General features: G+C 70.3%; 16 protein-coding genes. 2 read left to right on the top strand and 14 right to left on the bottom strand.

Annotated elements, in window-relative coordinates; all coding sequences use genetic code 11:
• Positions 1-99: 99 nt before the first annotated feature.
• From EKH77_RS06190 to EKH77_RS06225, 8 genes are all read right to left on the bottom strand, one after another.
• Positions 100-306, bottom strand: a complete 207-nt coding sequence (locus EKH77_RS06190) for a hypothetical protein (protein WP_126913423.1) — start codon at positions 304-306, stop codon at positions 100-102.
• A 95-nt stretch (positions 307-401) separates the two neighbouring features.
• Positions 402-656 (bottom strand): hypothetical protein, encoded by a 255-nt coding sequence (locus EKH77_RS06195; protein WP_240667701.1) that lies wholly within the window; start codon positions 654-656, stop codon positions 402-404.
• 38 nt (positions 657-694) lie between these two features.
• Positions 695-1,657 (bottom strand): helix-turn-helix transcriptional regulator, encoded by a 963-nt coding sequence (locus EKH77_RS06200; protein WP_126913424.1) that lies wholly within the window; start codon positions 1,655-1,657, stop codon positions 695-697.
• A gap of 21 nt (positions 1,658-1,678) precedes the next feature.
• Positions 1,679-2,671: a helix-turn-helix transcriptional regulator gene (locus EKH77_RS06205; protein ID WP_126913425.1), complete on the bottom strand. Its 993-nt coding sequence runs from the start codon at positions 2,669-2,671 to the stop codon at positions 1,679-1,681.
• Between the two features lie 116 nt (positions 2,672-2,787).
• The gene (locus EKH77_RS06210) at positions 2,788-3,162 is read right to left on the bottom strand and encodes an FKBP-type peptidyl-prolyl cis-trans isomerase (RefSeq protein WP_126913426.1); all 375 of its coding nucleotides are present in this window, start codon (positions 3,160-3,162) and stop codon (positions 2,788-2,790) included.
• Positions 3,163-3,225: 63 nt separating this feature from the next.
• The gene (locus tag EKH77_RS06215) at positions 3,226-4,206 is read right to left on the bottom strand and encodes an FKBP-type peptidyl-prolyl cis-trans isomerase (RefSeq protein ID WP_126913427.1); all 981 of its coding nucleotides are present in this window, start codon (positions 4,204-4,206) and stop codon (positions 3,226-3,228) included.
• Between the two features lie 147 nt (positions 4,207-4,353).
• A complete protein-coding gene (gene pafA / locus EKH77_RS06220) occupies positions 4,354-5,715 on the bottom strand; it encodes a Pup--protein ligase (protein WP_126913428.1) in 1,362 nt (453 codons plus the stop codon).
• Between the two features lie 9 nt (positions 5,716-5,724).
• Positions 5,725-6,993, bottom strand: coding sequence for an MFS transporter (locus EKH77_RS06225; RefSeq protein ID WP_126913429.1), 1,269 nt, complete (start codon positions 6,991-6,993; stop codon positions 5,725-5,727).
• Positions 6,994-7,137: 144 nt separating this feature from the next.
• Here EKH77_RS06225 and EKH77_RS06230 point away from each other — a divergent pair, with 144 nt between their 5' ends.
• Positions 7,138-8,247 (top strand): LacI family DNA-binding transcriptional regulator, encoded by a 1,110-nt coding sequence (locus EKH77_RS06230; RefSeq protein WP_430980975.1) that lies wholly within the window; start codon positions 7,138-7,140, stop codon positions 8,245-8,247.
• A 70-nt stretch (positions 8,248-8,317) separates the two neighbouring features.
• Here the strand turns inward: EKH77_RS06230 and prcA are convergent, their stop codons facing one another.
• The 5 genes from prcA to arc form a co-directional block, all read right to left on the bottom strand.
• Positions 8,318-9,082 (bottom strand): proteasome subunit alpha, encoded by a 765-nt coding sequence (prcA, locus tag EKH77_RS06235; protein ID WP_126913430.1) that lies wholly within the window; start codon positions 9,080-9,082, stop codon positions 8,318-8,320.
• A 62-nt stretch (positions 9,083-9,144) separates the two neighbouring features.
• On the bottom strand, positions 9,145-9,987 hold the full coding sequence (prcB, locus tag EKH77_RS06240) for a proteasome subunit beta (RefSeq protein WP_126913431.1): 843 nt from the start codon (positions 9,985-9,987) through the stop codon (positions 9,145-9,147).
• A 102-nt stretch (positions 9,988-10,089) separates the two neighbouring features.
• Positions 10,090-10,308 (bottom strand): ubiquitin-like protein Pup, encoded by a 219-nt coding sequence (locus tag EKH77_RS06245; RefSeq protein ID WP_126913432.1) that lies wholly within the window; start codon positions 10,306-10,308, stop codon positions 10,090-10,092.
• A gap of 149 nt (positions 10,309-10,457) precedes the next feature.
• Positions 10,458-11,969, bottom strand: coding sequence for a depupylase/deamidase Dop (dop, locus tag EKH77_RS06250; protein WP_346429048.1), 1,512 nt, complete (start codon positions 11,967-11,969; stop codon positions 10,458-10,460).
• Positions 11,970-12,294: 325 nt separating this feature from the next.
• Positions 12,295-14,061, bottom strand: coding sequence for a proteasome ATPase (gene arc / locus EKH77_RS06255; protein ID WP_126913433.1), 1,767 nt, complete (start codon positions 14,059-14,061; stop codon positions 12,295-12,297).
• A gap of 242 nt (positions 14,062-14,303) precedes the next feature.
• Here arc and EKH77_RS06265 point away from each other — a divergent pair, with 242 nt between their 5' ends.
• Positions 14,304-14,591, top strand: coding sequence for a ferredoxin (locus tag EKH77_RS06265; RefSeq protein ID WP_126913434.1), 288 nt, complete (start codon positions 14,304-14,306; stop codon positions 14,589-14,591).
• Between the two features lie 24 nt (positions 14,592-14,615).
• Here the strand turns inward: EKH77_RS06265 and EKH77_RS06270 are convergent, their stop codons facing one another.
• Positions 14,616-15,215, bottom strand: a complete 600-nt coding sequence (locus tag EKH77_RS06270) for a hypothetical protein (protein ID WP_126913435.1) — start codon at positions 15,213-15,215, stop codon at positions 14,616-14,618.
• Between the last annotated feature and the right edge of the window lie 68 nt (positions 15,216-15,283).

Below are 15,283 nucleotides of genomic sequence, written 5' to 3' on the forward strand. Positions count from 1 at the left end.
CCCGGGCATACGTCCGGTCCCTCGCGACCCTCCGCCTCGTCCGCGGGGCCGCCCGGACCAGACTACCGCCCGTCCCGTTTCCGGGAGGAGGGCCGCGTCTCAGTCCTTCCGCAGCGTCTGCGCGCTCTGCGCGGCGAGCGGCGCGGCGGCCCGCTCCAGGTCCTCGGCCGCCCGGGTGACGCGCCGCGATGCCTCCGCCACCTGCCGGGCCAGCCTCCTGGTCTCCACGAACACCCGCGCGGCGAGCACCGTGAGCACGGCGAGACCGCAGAAACCGAGGGCGATGGCGAGCATGGGCCAGAACATGGGGCGAAGCCTAACGAGGGAAGTGCGAAAGAACGGGAAATGGCCAGAAAGGACGCCTTGACGCCCTACGAGGTAGCGCCCTAAGCGGTGACGCCCTACGCGGTGATGTGCAGCCGCAGGGTGCGGACCCCGCCACCGGTGAGCAGCTCCACGATCCGCTCCCCCGCCGGCTTGCGGACCGCGGAACCGCAGTCGGGGCAGGTGAAGGAGTAGAAGGTGGTGCGGTCGCTGGCGCCGATCGCCAGCCGCAGCGCCCCGGCGGCCAGCTCGAAGCTGGCCCGGCAGTCGGGGCACGCGGCCTTGAAGACGGCGGCGACCGCGACCTCCGCCTCGGTCACCGCCCCGGCCACTCCGGTTCGTGGTTCTCCTGCCACCGTCGGCCCCTCCCTCACTCTCCGTACGCCGCGAGCGTGTCGCGGGCTGCCTCCCGGGCGCTGTCGGCCAGCGCCTCGGGCGAGACGATCCGCCCGTCCCGGCCCAGCCGCAAGGCCAGCCGCCGCAGCGAGGCCGGGTCGGGGGTGCGCAGGGTGATCCGCAGGCCGCCCTCGGGCAGCTCCTCGGCACTGTCGTGGGGGTAGTACTCGGCGACCCAGCGGCCGCCCGGGCCCACCTCGACGACGACCTCGGGGTCCTCGGCGGCGGGCTGGACCAGCCCCTCGGACAGGTCCCGCAGCTCCACCGGCGGCGGGTCGGAGGCCTCGTCCAGCAGCCGGATCTCGGCCACCCGGTCGAGCCGGAAGGTGCGCCGGGCCTCGGAGAGCCGGCACCACGCCTCCATATAGGTGTGGCCCACGGCGAACAGCCGGATGGGGTCGACCTCGCGCTCGGTCAGCTCGTCGCGCGCGGGCGAGTAGTAGCGCAGCCAGACGCGGCGGCGCTCGGAGATGGCCCGGTCGATCTCGGCGAAGACCCCGCCCTCGGACTCGAAGGTCACCGAAAGCCGGGAGCTGGCGCCCGCCGCCTCGCCGGCCGCGCCCTCGATCTTCGCGGTCGCGCGGACCAGCGCCTGCCGGTCGCTCTCGCGCAGCCCGGGCAGGGTCGCCACGGCGCGCGCGGCGACCAGCAGGGCGGTGGCCTCGTCGGCGGCCAGCCGCAGCGGCTCGCCGGCGGACGTGCCCGAGGCGTCGGGGTTGTGCCACCAGATGCGGTCGCCGTCGGTGTCGATGTCCAGCAGGTCACCGCCCCGGAAGCTGGTGCCGCACATGGGCAGCACGTCCAGGTCGCCGATCAGCTCGTCCTCGGTGATGCCGAAGGCGCGGGCCACATCGGCGACCCGGGCGCCCGGGCGCTCCCGCAGATAGGTGACCAGCGACAGCATCCGCCGGGTCTGGTCAATGGCGTTTCCGGCCATCAGAAGTCGGTCCCGTTCCTCTCAGCCCTTGGCCACGGCACGCAGCCGCTCGATCACATCGGCCCGCAGCTCGGCGGGCTCCAGCACCAGGACGTCGGCGCCGAACTCCACCAGCCACGCGTCCAGACCGTGACCGTAGGGGATCTCCAGCTCGTCCCAGCCGTCACCCAGGTCACGGGAGGCCACCGCCCGGGAGCGCAGCGGATAGCCGTGGCCGGCGCGCACCTTGATCCGGGCCGTACTGGTGGCCGTCTCGCCCGCCCAGCTCTCCACCGTCGTACGCACCGTGACGTGGTCGGGCACGGGCACGGTGAACGCCAGCGCCCGGGAGCGGACCTTCCCGGTGATCCGGGAGAGCCGGAAGACCCGCTCGGCGTCCCGCTCGCGGTCCCAGCCCGCCAGGTACCAGTGGCCGCGCCAGCACTCCAGCGCCCAGGGCTCGACCTTGCGCTGCTCGGGGTGGGCGGCGTTCGCCTTGCGGTAGTCGAAGACGACGACGCGGCGGTCGCGCGCGGCGAGCATCAGCGGCTCGAAGGCCGCCTCGTGCACGGGGATCCGCGTCTCCAGGGCGCTCTGCCCCTCGTACGGGTCCTCCGCCAGCGGCATCCCGGCGGCGCGCAGCTTCTGCAGCGCGCCGCTGGCGGCACCGGCGAGCCGGGCCTGCTGCCAGACCTTGGCCGCCAGCCCCAGGGCAGCGGCCTCCTCGACGTCGAGGGTGATCGGGGGGAGACGGTTGCTGTCGCGGCGGGCGAGATAGCCGGTCTCGCCGTCGACGCCCTCGACGGTCTCGATGATCAGGCCGAGCTCGCGGAGGTCTTCCTTGTCCCGCTCGAACATCCGGTTGAAGGCGTCGTCCTTCGGGGATTCACCGCCATCGGAGGCACCGCTCGAAGCCGAAGTGGCTTCGATGTATGCCTCGATCGAACCCCGCAACTCCCCCTTGGTCAGCGGCCGACGTGTGCCCAGCAGGCACAGCGCCAGACTCATCAGCCGCTCGGCCTTGGCAATCGCCATCGACGCCCTCTCTACTTGTGCTCTCAACCGTTGACCGTACCGCTCAGCGGTCGAACGACAAAAGCCGAGGGCCCGTGCCAGGCGGCACGGGCCCTCGGCCTTCGTTCGCTTGAGTCTCAGACGCCCATCAGGTCGCAAACGAAGATCAGCGTCTCACCCGGGGCGATCACACCGCCACCGGCGCCACGCTCGCCGTAGGCGAGGTGCGCCGGGATGGTCAGCCGGCGACGACCGCCGACCTTCATGCCCTGGATGCCCTTGTCCCAGCCCTGGATGACCTGGCCGGCACCGAGCTTGAACTCCAGCGCGCTGCCGCGGTTCCAGCTGGCGTCGAACTCCTCGCCGGTGGAGAACGCCACGCCCACGTAGTGGACCTTCACGAAGTCGCCGGCCTTGGCCACGGCGCCGTCGCCCTCCCAGAGGTCGACGATCTCCAGGTCGGCCGGCGGCTGACCCTCGGGGAAGTCGATCTCGGGCTTCTCGATGTTCACGAAAGTTCTCCTACGAAAGATGCTGTGGACAACCGTGCAATTCTGGCAGACCCCCGGCCGGGGTCAGACCTTGCCCACGATGTCGACGACGAAGACCAGCGTGTTCTTGTCCAGACCGCTCTGCGCCTGGCCCTCGTAGCCCAGCTTCGGCGGGATCACCAGCTCGACGCGGTCCCCCACGTGCTTGCCGACCAGGCCCTTGTCCCAGCCCTGGACGACCGACCCGGTACCGATCTGGAAGGCGGTGGCACCCGCGTGGTCCCAGGAGGAGTCGAACTTCTTGCCGTCCTCCCACTTCACACCCGTGTACTGGGCGATCAGGCCGTCGCCGGCCTTGATCTCCGGGCCGGTGCCCTTGATCAGCACCTGCTCCTTGAGATCGGTGGGCGCCTTGGTGTCCTTGGGAATGGTGATCTCGGCGGCCTTCTGGGAGACGTACTTGACCTCCGGCATGCCCTCCTCGGGCTTGGCCTGCTCGCCCTTGGCCTCGCTCTTGGCGTCGACCTTCTGGGCACCGACCACGTCGATCACCCACACCAGGCCGTCCTCCGGCTTGACACCCGCCTGCGGGTTCAGCTGGTCGCCGATGAGCGCCTTGGCCGTGCCCTCGACCTCGACCCGCGAACCGGCCTTCTGACCGATCACGGCGTCGAGGACCTTCGCGGGCATCTCCTGGCTGGGCTGCCCCAGCTGCTGCACCAGCTGCCGGCGCGGGGCGCCCGGCGTGGCACCCTCCTGCGGCGTCCAGGTGCCGCCGAGCGGCTTGTTGTCCTTCATCGTCTGCCCGGCGAAGTCCAGACGGACGAACGAACCCTTCTCCGCCTTGTCACCCGAGCCCTCGGTCAGGGTCTTGACGACCAGCTTGTCCGCCGGCTTGGCGTCCTTCGGCACGGAGATCTCGGGCTTCTCCCCGAACTTCCCCTTCACCGTCACCTTGGCGTCGGAAGACTTGCCGTCCTCGGACCCGCACGCCGCGGCGGTCAGCAGCAGGACGGGCACGGCCAACGCCGCGGCGAGGCGACGCGCGTTCTTCGTGTGGTTCATGAAGTCCAACTCGGGCTGTAGGGGTCGCTGGGCAGTGTGCGCCACTCTACGGCCTGTCTCCCGCCGATCAACCCCGTCCGACACGGATGTGCGCCGGGTCCGGCGGACCCGGCGCACATCCGTGCCCCTCACACCCCCGAATCGCGCTCACATTCCCGCGATCAGCTTCTCCACCCGGTCGTCCACCGACCTGAAGGGGTCCTTGCACAACACCGTTCGCTGCGCCTGGTCGTTGAGCTTCAGATGGACCCAGTCGACGGTGAAATCCCGGCGCTGTTCCTGGGCGCGACGGATGAAGTCACCGCGCAGCCGGGCCCGGGTCGTCTGCGGGGGCACCGACTTCCCCTCGAAAATCTTGATGTCATTGCACACCCGGGCCGCCTGACCGCGCTTCTCCAACAGGTAGTACAGCCCCCGGCGGCGGTGGATGTCGTGATAGGCGAGATCTATCTGCGCGATCCTCGGATGGGACATGGTGATGTTGTTCTTGGCCCGGTACCGCTCGATGAGCTGGTACTTCATCACCCAGTCGATCTCCGTGGAGATCAGGTCCAGATTCTCGTCCCGGATGGCCTCCAGCGAACGGCCCCACAGCTCCAGGACCCGCTCGACCGTGCCCGTCCGGATGCCGCGGCGCTCGCAGAAGTCCACGGCCTTCTCGTAGTACTCCTGCTGGACCTCCAGGGCGGAGGCCTCCCGGCCGCTGGCCAGGCGCACCTTGCGCCTGCCGGTGATGTCGTGACTGACCTCGCGGATGGCCCGGATGGGATTCTCCAGGGTGAGGTCGCGCATGACCGTACCGGCCTCGATCATGCGCAGGACGAGGTCGGTGGCGCCGACCTTCAGCAGCATGGTCGTCTCGGACATGTTGGAGTCGCCGACGATGACGTGGAGCCTGCGGTAGCGCTCGGCGTCGGCGTGCGGCTCGTCCCGCGTGTTGATGATCGGGCGCGAGCGCGTGGTGGCGGAGCTGACGCCCTCCCAGATGTGCTCGGCCCGCTGGCTGACGCAGTACACCGCGCCACGCGGGGTCTGGAGCACCTTTCCCGCGCCGCAGATCAGCTGCCGCGTCACGAGGAAGGGGATGAGGATGTCCGCGAGACGCGAGAACTCCCCGTGCCGCGCGACGAGATAGTTCTCGTGGCAGCCGTAGGAGTTCCCGGCGGAGTCGGTGTTGTTCTTGAAGAGATAGACGTCGCCCGCGATCCCCTCCTCGTGCAGGCGGCGCTCGGCGTCGACCAGCAGACCCTCGAGAATGCGCTCGCCCGCCTTGTCGTGGGTGACCAGCTCGGTCACGCTGTCGCACTCCGGAGTGGCGTACTCCGGGTGCGATCCCACATCCAGGTAGAGACGCGCGCCATTGCGCAGGAAGACATTGCTGCTGCGGCCCCAGGAAACGACACGGCGGAAGAGGTACCGCGCCACTTCGTCAGGGGACAGCCGGCGCTGTCCTCTGAAAGTGCACGTGACGCCGTACTCGTTCTCCAGCCCGAAAATGCGGCGGTCCATGCCTGAACATTACGCCTGATGCCCTGCGCTGAAACCGGGTTCGACCGCACCGTTCCGATCATTTTCCGACCGGGCCACGACGGTGGACGGCTTCTCGGGGGCCCGCAGGGACGCCCGGAAGGCGACGATCACCAGCAGGGCCGCGACACCGCTGCCCACCGCGACGAGGAATCCCGCACGGGCGCCGCCGGACTGGACCGCCGGCCCCACGAAGGCCGTACCGATCGCCGCGCCGACGCCGAAGGACGTCACCAGCCAGGAGAACGCCTCGGTCACCGTGCCCCGCGGCGCGTGCCGGTCCACGACCACGAAGGCGGTGGCCAGACAGGGCGCGAGGAAGAGGCCCGCCACGCCGGCGAGAACCGTCATCGCCACGGCGCCCGGCACCAGCAGCAGCGGCACGTAGAACAGCGCCAGCCCGCCGACGAGCACCCGCAGACGCTGCTCGGGGGTGCCGGGCCACTGCCGGGCACCGTGGATGGAACCGCCGATCAGGGCGCCGACGCCCAGGGCCGACAGCAGCCAGCCGGCCACGTTGCCGCCGCCGTTCGCGTCGCCGTAGGAGACCGCGGCGACGGCTATGGAGCCGAGCGCGGAACCTATGCAGAAGAAGGTGCCCAGCAGCACCAGCAGCCCCCGGGAGCGGAGCGCCCCCAGCCAGTGCGCCTCGCGGGGCTCGCTGCGCCAGGTGCGGGAGGGCGGCGAGGTGACGACCGCGAGGGCGCCGATGACGCCCATCAGGTGAAGGGCGTTCAGCGCGGCGGTCTCGGACCAGATCGCGACGATCCGGGTGACGATCAGCGGGCCGACCACGTAGATCAGCTCCTGGGCTATCGCGTCCAGGGAGTAGGCGGCGTGGAGATCGTCCTCGTTCTTCAGGACCGAGGGCCACAGGGCCCGCAGCCCGCCCTCGAGCGGCGGCGCGAAGAAGCCGGCCACGATCATGGCCGCGTAGGAGAGGGGCACCGGGTCCAGGCCGACGACGGTGAAGGCCGCCATGCCCAGCGCGGTCATCACGGCCGAGGGCAGGATGACACGGGGCTGGCCGTAGAGGTCGACGGCCCGGCCGAGCAGCGGCTGGCCGACGGCGTTGGCCACGCCGTAGACCGCGGAGAGCGCGCCGGCGAGGGTGTAGCTGCCACCCTCGGCGCGCACGAACAGGACGATCGCCAGCGCGGCCGTGGCGTTGGGCAGCCGGCCCACCAGGGTTCCGGTCAGCAGTCGCGCCGCGTGCCGTGTCTTGAGCATGTCGACGTAACCGCCGCCCGCCGCCGCCATTGTCCGCCTCTCGTCCTTGACCGATCGTTTTTGACCGAGCGATCCCGGTTTTACGTATAACTAGAAGAGTCATACGTACCATGATCGGAGCTCGCGGGTCCAACCCGCGTGGTGACAGCGGCAGCGGAGAGGGGCGCGGCAGCGGTGACGGAGGTCCAGAGCGGGGAGCGCGAGGGACGCGGGGGCGAACGGGGCGGCGGGGGCGAACGGTGGCCGACCGTCCGGGGACGGCACGCGGCGACCGCCCGGGCCACCAGCCGGGACGTGGCCCGGGCGGCGGGGGTCTCGCAGGCCACGGTCTCCCTGGTCATGGGCGAGAAATGGCGCGGAAGGGTCTCCGAGCGGACCGCCGAGGCGGTGCGCACCGCCGCCCGCGAGCTGGGCTACCGGCCCAACCTCACCGCCCGCAGCCTGCGGCTCGGCCGCGCGCGGACGGCCCTGCTGGTCGTCCCGGCCCTCACCAACGAATTCTTCGCCCGCGTCTACACGGGCGCGGCCCGCGCCGCCGCCGAGCACGACATGGGCGTGGTCCTCTACCCCTCCCCGGAGGGCACCGGGCCCGCCCGCGACCCCTTCGCCTCCGCGCGCGCGACGCTGGACGGCGTGATCGCCTCCTCGATCGCGGCCGAGGCCCTGGCCGACCTCCGCGAGGGCGGCCTCCCCCTGGTGATGCTCGACAGCGAACCCGGACGCACCGACGCCCCGGCCACCGTCAACCTCGACATCGCCGACGGCATGCGTCAGGTGACGGAGCATCTGCTGGCCCTCGGCCACCGGCGCTTCGCGCACATCGCGGCCGACATCGACTCCTGGACCTTCCGCGTCCGGGCCCGGGCCCTCGCCGAGGCCCTCCGGGGCACGGCCGGGACGGTGCTGCGGACCGAGCCCGCCGCCCTCGACGTGGCCTCCGGCCGCCTGGCCGCCGCACGCGCCCTGACCGCACCGGGCGGGCCGGACGCCCGGCCGACCGCCCTGATCTGCGACGGCGACGTCCTCGCGGCGGGCGCCTGCAAGGCGGCGCGACGACTGGGGCTCCGCGTGCCGGACGACGTCTCGGTGACCGGCTTCGACGACCTGCCGCTCGCGAGCGCCCTGGAGCCGGAGCTCACGACAGTGCGGCTGCCGGCGGAGGCGGTGGGGGAAGCGGGCATGCGGGCGCTCGTGGCCGTCCTGGACGGCCGGGCGCCGGCCGCGACGTCACTGCCGGTGGAACTGGTGACGCGGGCGTCGTCGGGGACGGCCGCCGCCCCGTGACCGGCCCTCTAACGCCGGACGGGCCGCGAATCGACGCGGCCCGTCCGGCGTTAGGGACACCGCGCGGACGCTACTCCTCCGAAGAGGACTCCGAAGAGGACTCCTCCGAGTCCGAGGTGGACTCCGCCGAGCCCGACCCCTCGTCCAGCAGCCTCTGGAGCTGCCGCCCCAGCAACCGCTTGAACTTCCGCTGCTGCGGCCGCTTCCGGTCCAGCACCGCGACCTCGAGCTGCTCGGCCGTCAGCGTCCGCTCGCTCCCGTTCGTGTCGCGCGCGAGCGACTCGACGGCGAGCTTGAGCGCCTCCGACAGCGTCATCCCGTCCCGGTGCCGCTGGTCGAGATAGCTGCTGATCTGGTCCGCGTTGCCGCCGACCGCGACCGAGCCGTGCTCGTCGACGATCGAGCCGTCGTGCGGGAGCCGGTAGATCTGGTCGTCCTCGGGGGCGGCCCCCACCTCGGCGACGATCAGCTCCACCTCATACGGCTTCTCGCCGGCGCTGGAGAAGATCGTGCCAAGCGTCTGCGCGTAGACGTTCGCCAGGCCGCGAGCGGTGACGTCGTCACGGTCGTACGTGTAGCCGCGCAGGTCGGCGTAGCGGACACCGCCGATGCGCAGGTTCTCGAACTCGTTGTACTTGCCGACCGCCGCGAACGCGATCCGGTCGTAGATCTCGCTGACCTTGTGCAGCGCGCGGGACGGGTTCTCGGCGACGAAGACAACGCCATCGTTGTACTGGAGGACCACGACGCTGCGGCCGCGCGCGATGCCCTTGCGGGCGTACTCGGCGCGGTCGGCCATGGCCTGCTGGGGTGAGACATAGAACGGCGTCGACACCGCTATCCGTCCCTTTCTGTGGGTGACGAGGACATCAGGAGCTCAGAGGATCGCTCGGAGCGTCACAGCAGAGCGGCGCGCGGGCCGTCCGGCTCCTCGAGCCGGCGCTCGTGGATGGCCCGGACGATCTCCGAGCTCTCCGCCTCGGTGAGCCTCCGGAAGCCCTCGTCGGTGATGACGATGACGATCGGGTAGATACGGCGCGCGAGGTCGGGACCGCCGGTCGCCGAGTCGTCGTCGGCGGCGTCGTAGAGCGCCTGGACGACGAGCGTGGCGGCCTGCCCCTCCGTGAGGTCGTCACGGAACAGCTTCTTCAGCGCACCGCGCGCGAACAGCGAGCCGGAGCCCGTGGCCGCGTAGCCGTGCTCCTCGGAGCGCCCGCCGGTGACGTCGTAGGAGAAGATGCGGCCCTTCTGCCGGTCCACGTCCCAGCCGGCGAAGAGCGGCACCACGGCCAGGCCCTGCATGGCCATGCCGAGGTTGCTGCGGATCATCGTCGACAGGCGGTTCGCCTTGCCCTCCAGGGAGAGCGAGACGCCTTCGACCTTCTCGAAGTGCTCCAGCTCCAGCTGGAACAGCTTGACCATCTCCACCGCCAGCCCGGCCGTGCCGGCGATGCCCACGGCCGAGTACTCGTCGGCCGGGAAGACCTTCTCGATGTCCCGCTGCGCGATGACATTGCCCATCGTGGCCCGCCGGTCACCGGCCAGCACCACTCCCCCGGGGAACGACGCGGCGACGATCGTCGTGCCGTGCGGCGCCTCGATGACGCCCTGCGTCGGCAGCTGCCGGTTGCGCGGCAGCATCTCGGGCTGGTGCTGCGCCAGGAAGTCCATGAAGGACGACGAGCCCGGCGTCAGGAAGGGAGCCGGCAGACGCCCTGTGCCAGAAAAGTTGGCTTCCACACGAATCCTTCGAAGAGATCTTGAAATACTGCACGGACCATACCCCCGGGCCTCCCAGCCCTCCGTCCCGTGCCCCGGCGGGCACGGGACGGATCACCGGCCCTACTGCCCGCCCTTTTGCACGAACGAACGCACGAAGTCCTCGGCGTTCTCCTCGAGCACATCATCGATTTCGTCCAGCACGGAGTCCACGTCGTCCGACAGCTTCTCCTGGCGCTCCTTGAGGTCCTCGGAGACCTGCGCGTCCTGCGCCTGCTCCTCGACCTCCTCCGTCGCACGCGTGGCCTTCTGCTGTCCGCCGCCGGTGTCCTTGGTCGCCATACCCCTCACCCCGCTCGGTTTCGACGTACACGTACACGAGACGTTCAAGATCCGACCCTACAAGCAGGGTCGGGGATCGGCCCTGCACTTGCTACAACGTCCCGGAGCCACCGGGATGATTCCCGTTTCCCCCGGTCCTCAGACCCCGGTCAGCCGCCCGACAGCACCCGGACCAGGTCCTCGGCCGTGCGACAGCGGTCCAGGAGCTCCTTGACGTGGTTGCGGGTGCCCCGCAGCGGCTCCAGGGTGGGGACGCGCTGGAGGGAGTCGCGGCCCGGCAGGTCGAAGATCACGGAGTCCCAGGAGGCGGCGGCGACGTCGTCGGCGTACTGCTCCAGGCAGCGGCCCCGGAAGTAGGCCCGGGTGTCCTCGGGCGGGGCGGTGCGGGCGCGGGCGACGTCGGTCTCGTCCAGGAGCCTGCGCATCTTGCCGCGGGCCACGAGGCGGTTGTACAGGCCCTTGTCGGCGCGGACGTCCGCGTACTGGAGGTCCACGAGCTGCAGCCGGGCCGCGGACCAGTCGAGGCCGTCGCGGCGGCGGTAGCCCTCCAGCAGCTCCAGCTTGGCCACCCAGTCCAGCTCCCCGGACAGGCTCATCGGATCCCGCTCCAGCCGGCCCAGGACGTCCTCCCAGCGGGAGAGGACGTCCTTGGTCTGCTCGTCGGCGTCCACGCCGAAGCGGTCCTCGACGTATTTGCGCGCCAGCTCGAAGTACTCCATCTGGAGCTGCACCGCTGTGAGTGTGCGGCCGCTGCGCAGGGTGATCAGCCGGCGCAGGGAGGGGTCGTGGCTCACCTGGTGGAGGGTGCGGACGGGCTGGTCGACGGCGAGATCGGCGGCGATGAAGCCGTCCTCGATCATGGAGAGCACCAGGGCGGTGGTGCCGAGCTTGAGGTAGGTGGAGATCTCGGAGAGATTGGCGTCGCCGATGATCACATGGAGCCGGCGGTACTTCTCGGCGTCGGCGTGGGGCTCGTCGCGGGTGTTGATGATGGGCCGCTTGAGGGTGGTCTCCAGCCCGACCTCGACCTCGAAATAGTCCGCGCGCTGGCTGATCTGGAAGCCGTGCTCGTGGCCGTCCTGGCCGATGCCGACGCGGCCGGCGCCGGTGACGACCTGGCGGGAGACGAAGAACGGGGTCAGGTGGCGGACGATGTCCGAGAAGGGGGTCTCCCGCTTCATCAGGTAGTTCTCATGGGTGCCGTAGGAGGCGCCCTTGTTGTCGGTGTTGTTCTTGTAGAGGTGGATGGGCTGGGCGCCGGGCAGCTGGGCGGCGCGTTCGGCCGCCTCCGCCATGATGCGCTCGCCCGCCTTGTCCCACAGGACGGCGTCCCGGGGATTGGTGATCTCCGGTGAGCTGTATTCCGGGTGGGCGTGGTCTACGTAGAGCCGAGCGCCATTGGTGAGGATGACATTGGCCAGGCCGATGTCCTCGTCCGTGAGCTGGCTGGCGTCCGCGGCCTCGCGGGCGAGGTCGAAGCCACGGGCGTCCCTCAGCGGGTTCTCCTCCTCGAAGTCCCAGCGGGCACGGCGTGCCCGGTGCATCGCGGCCGCGTAGGCGTTGACGATCTGGGACGAGGTGAGCATGGCATTGGCGTTCGGGTGACCGGGGACGGAGATCCCGTACTCCGTCTCGATGCCCATTACTCGCCGTACGGTCATGCGGCCCTCCTTGCCCGGCGGCGCCCCCGGGTGGGGTCGGCGCTCAAGTACCGCTGCGCTTCCGGTCCGTGTACGGTCCCCGATCCCCCACTGCGCTTCGCGGTGGTACCACCGAAGAGCCTAGAACGGCTTTGCGGCGCTGGGGAGATCATTACAGTCATTGCTGGGGTTGGTGCCCCGCGCGGACGGCGGCATGGTCCGCGTCCCACGAGTGGTGCAACGCATGGTGCAAAACGCGTCCGGCTGCGGACGCCCTGCTCCTTCCCCGCCCTTGAGTGGGCGGGGAAGGCACAGCAACAGGGACATCCGCAGCCGGACGGCGGTGTTACAGATACTGGCCGGTATTGGCCACGGTGTCGATGGAGCGGCCGGTGTCCGCGCCCTGCTTTCCGGTGACGAGGGTGCGGATGAAGACGATCCGCTCGCCCTTCTTTCCGGAGATCCGGGCCCAGTCGTCCGGGTTGGTGGTGTTGGGCAGGTCCTCGTTCTCCTTGAACTCGTCGACGCAGGCGGCGAGCAGGTGGGAGACGCGCAGGCCCTTCTGGTTGTGGTCCAGGAAGGCCTTGATGGCCATTTTCTTGGCCCGGTCCACGATGTTCTGGATCATCGCTCCGGAGTTGAAGTCCTTGAAGTAGAGGACTTCCTTGTCACCGTTGGCGTAGGTGACCTCCAGGAAGCGGTTCTCCTCGGATTCGGCGTACATCTGCTCGACGACCGACTGGATCATGCCCTCGACGGTGACCCTGGCGTCCCCGCCGTGCTCGGCGAGGTCGTCGGCGTGCAGCGGGAGGGTCTCGGTCAGGTACTTCGAGAAGATGTCCTTGGCGGCCTCCGCGTCCGGGCGCTCGATCTTGATCTTCACATCGAGGCGGCCGGGGCGCAGGATCGCGGGATCGATCATGTCCTCGCGGTTGGAGGCGCCGATGACGATGACGTTCTCCAGGCCCTCGACGCCGTCGATCTCGGAGAGCAGCTGGGGGACGATGGTGTTCTCGACGTCCGAGCTGACGCCGGAGCCGCGGGTGCGGAAGAGGGAGTCCATCTCGTCGAAGAAGACGATCACGGGGGTGCCCTCGCCGGCCTTCTCCCGGGCGCGCTGGAAGATCAGCCGGATGTGCCGCTCGGTCTCGCCGACGTACTTGTTGAGCAGCTCGGGGCCCTTGATGTTGAGGAAGAAGCTCTTCCCGGCGGGCTTTCCGGTGACCTCGGCGACCTTCTTCGCAAGGGAGTTGGCGACGGCCTTGGCGATGAGGGTCTTGCCGCAGCCGGGAGGGCCGTAGAGCAGGACGCCCTTGGGCGGGCGCAGTTCGTGCTCCTTGAAGAGGTCGGGGTAGAGGTAGGGGAGCTCGACGGCGTCGCGGATCAGCTCGATCTGGTTGCCCAGGCCGCCGATCTTCGTGTAGTCGATGTCCGGGACCTCTTCGAGGACGAGCTCCTCGACCTCGCTCTTGGGGATGACCTCGTAGACGTAGCCGGAGCGGGTCTCCAGCAGGAGGGCGTCGCCGGGGCGGATGGTGGTGTCCAGCAGGGGCTCGGCGAGCCGCACCACCCGCTCCTCGTCGGTGTGCCCGATGACCAGGGCGCGTTCGCCGTCCTCGAGGATCTCCTTGAGGGTGACGATGTCGCCGTGGCGCTCGAAGGCCATGGCGTCGACGATGTTGAGCGCCTCGTTGAGCATGACCTCCTGGCCGGGCCGGAGGTCCTCGACGTCGACGCTCGGGGACGCGTTCACCCGGAGTTTGCGGCCTCCGGTGAAGATGTCGGCCGTGCCGTCCTCGTTGGCCGAGAGGAAGACGCCGAAGCCGGCGGGGGGCTGGGCCAGGCGGTCGACCTCCTCCTTGAGGGCCACGATCTGGTCGCGGGCCTCACGGAGGGTGTTCGCGAGCCGTTCGTTCTGCGCGGAGACGCCGGCCAGGTTCGTCTGGAGCTCGACGATCCGCTCCTCGAGAATCCTCGTGTGACGCGGAGAGTCGGCGAGCTTGCGTCGCAGGACGGCGATCTCCTGCTCGAGATAGGCAACCTGGCCCGCGGGGTCGTCAGACCCTCGTCCCGGCCGGATGCCGCGGTTCATGTCGTCGTCGTGGGCTGCCACGGTCCTCACCTCCTCCAAGGGGAGCTGGACGCTTCCTGACCCTACCTGGGCCGGTGCAGGTTGAAACCCCTAGATCACAAACCCGGTCGGAGTGTGTCCGATCTTCACCCTTGCGCACGTCCTCACGTGAGGGGGATACCCACCCATCAACATCGGAAAGCGGGCGGTTGTATCGTCGACTCGGTCAACACCCGTCAGGGCTGGCTCCAATTGATTCACGAACGCAGGAAACGGCAGGCGAGATGACCGCGCAGGAAGAAGAGCTCGAAGTCTGGATCGACCAGGACCTCTGCACCGGCGACGGCATCTGCGCCCAGTACGCCCCCGAGGTCTTCGAGCTCGACATCGACGGTCTCGCCTATGTGAAGAGCGCCGACGACGAGCTTCTCCAGGACAAGGGTGCCACCACCCCCGTACCGCTGACGCTGCTCAACGACGTCCGGGACTCGGCGAACGAGTGCCCCGGCGACTGCATCCACGTACGCCGCGTCGCCGACAAGGTCGAGGTCTTCGGCCCGGACGCCGAATAACGCATCGTCACCTCATGTGACGGCTCAGACGCTCTCCGCGACCGGTGGTGCGGTCAGGACGAACTGGCCGTCCCGCCACCGCCACTTGACCGCCCTGCGCAGGTCCGGGCAGCAGCGGGGCACGCCGGTGCCGGAATAGCCGAGGAGAGTGGCCGAAACCGTCCGGCCGGTCGCGTCGAGGCCGGTGACGCTCATTCCCTCCTTGGGGTCCACCAGGGTCGCCACGACCCGGGGTGCCGCGCCCGGGGCGGCCGGGGCGGCGAGGACGTACACGCCGCTGGGCCGGGTGCCCCCGCCGGAGCCGCAGCGCACCTCGACGGCCGTCTCGGGCCGCCCGTCCCCGTCCAGGTCGGCGGTGGCGCTCCGGACCACCTCGGGGCGGGTGGGGCCGCAGTCGACGGGATAGCGCGCGGCGCCCGGGTCCGGGGCGGCGGCCGACGAGCTCGCCGGGGCCTTCGCGGGAGCGGTGGCGCCGGCCGTGGCGTCGCCGGGGCCGGTCAGGGCGGCGCCCAGGATCACCGCGGCCAGGGCGGCGGCGGTGGCCAGCCAGTGCGCCGGGCGGGACCGGGTGTGCGGGAGGGGAGCGGAGGCGTCGGGACGGTCGGGACCTGCCGGGGGCTGCACGCGCGCTGACTCCTGCCGAGGGCTGCGGGGACCGGGATCGTCCGCATCGTGCCACACGGCCGTGGGCC

The organism is Streptomyces luteoverticillatus (genome assembly GCF_003970715.1).
Classification (GTDB): Bacteria; Actinomycetota; Actinomycetes; order Streptomycetales; family Streptomycetaceae; genus Streptomyces; species Streptomyces abikoensis.

What these genes read in the sequence shown, in the direction of transcription:
- EKH77_RS06205 (WP_126913425.1), bottom strand. Translation starts at nt 2,671, where the DNA reads ATGGCGATTGCCAAGGCCGAGCGGCTGATGAGTCTGGCGCTGTGCCTG.
- EKH77_RS06215 (WP_126913427.1), bottom strand. Translation starts at nt 4,206, where the DNA reads ATGAACCACACGAAGAACGCGCGTCGCCTCGCCGCGGCGTTGGCCGTG.
- EKH77_RS06190 (WP_126913423.1), bottom strand. Translation starts at nt 306, where the DNA reads ATGTTCTGGCCCATGCTCGCCATCGCCCTCGGTTTCTGCGGTCTCGCC.
- EKH77_RS06200 (WP_126913424.1), bottom strand. Translation starts at nt 1,657, where the DNA reads ATGGCCGGAAACGCCATTGACCAGACCCGGCGGATGCTGTCGCTGGTC.
- EKH77_RS06245 (WP_126913432.1), bottom strand. Translation starts at nt 10,308, where the DNA reads ATGGCGACCAAGGACACCGGCGGCGGACAGCAGAAGGCCACGCGTGCG.
- EKH77_RS06225 (WP_126913429.1), bottom strand. Translation starts at nt 6,993, where the DNA reads ATGGCGGCGGCGGGCGGCGGTTACGTCGACATGCTCAAGACACGGCAC.
- EKH77_RS06265 (WP_126913434.1), top strand. Translation starts at nt 14,304, where the DNA reads ATGACCGCGCAGGAAGAAGAGCTCGAAGTCTGGATCGACCAGGACCTC.
- dop (WP_346429048.1), bottom strand. Translation starts at nt 11,969, where the DNA reads ATGACCGTACGGCGAGTAATGGGCATCGAGACGGAGTACGGGATCTCC.
- pafA (WP_126913428.1), bottom strand. Translation starts at nt 5,715, where the DNA reads ATGGACCGCCGCATTTTCGGGCTGGAGAACGAGTACGGCGTCACGTGC.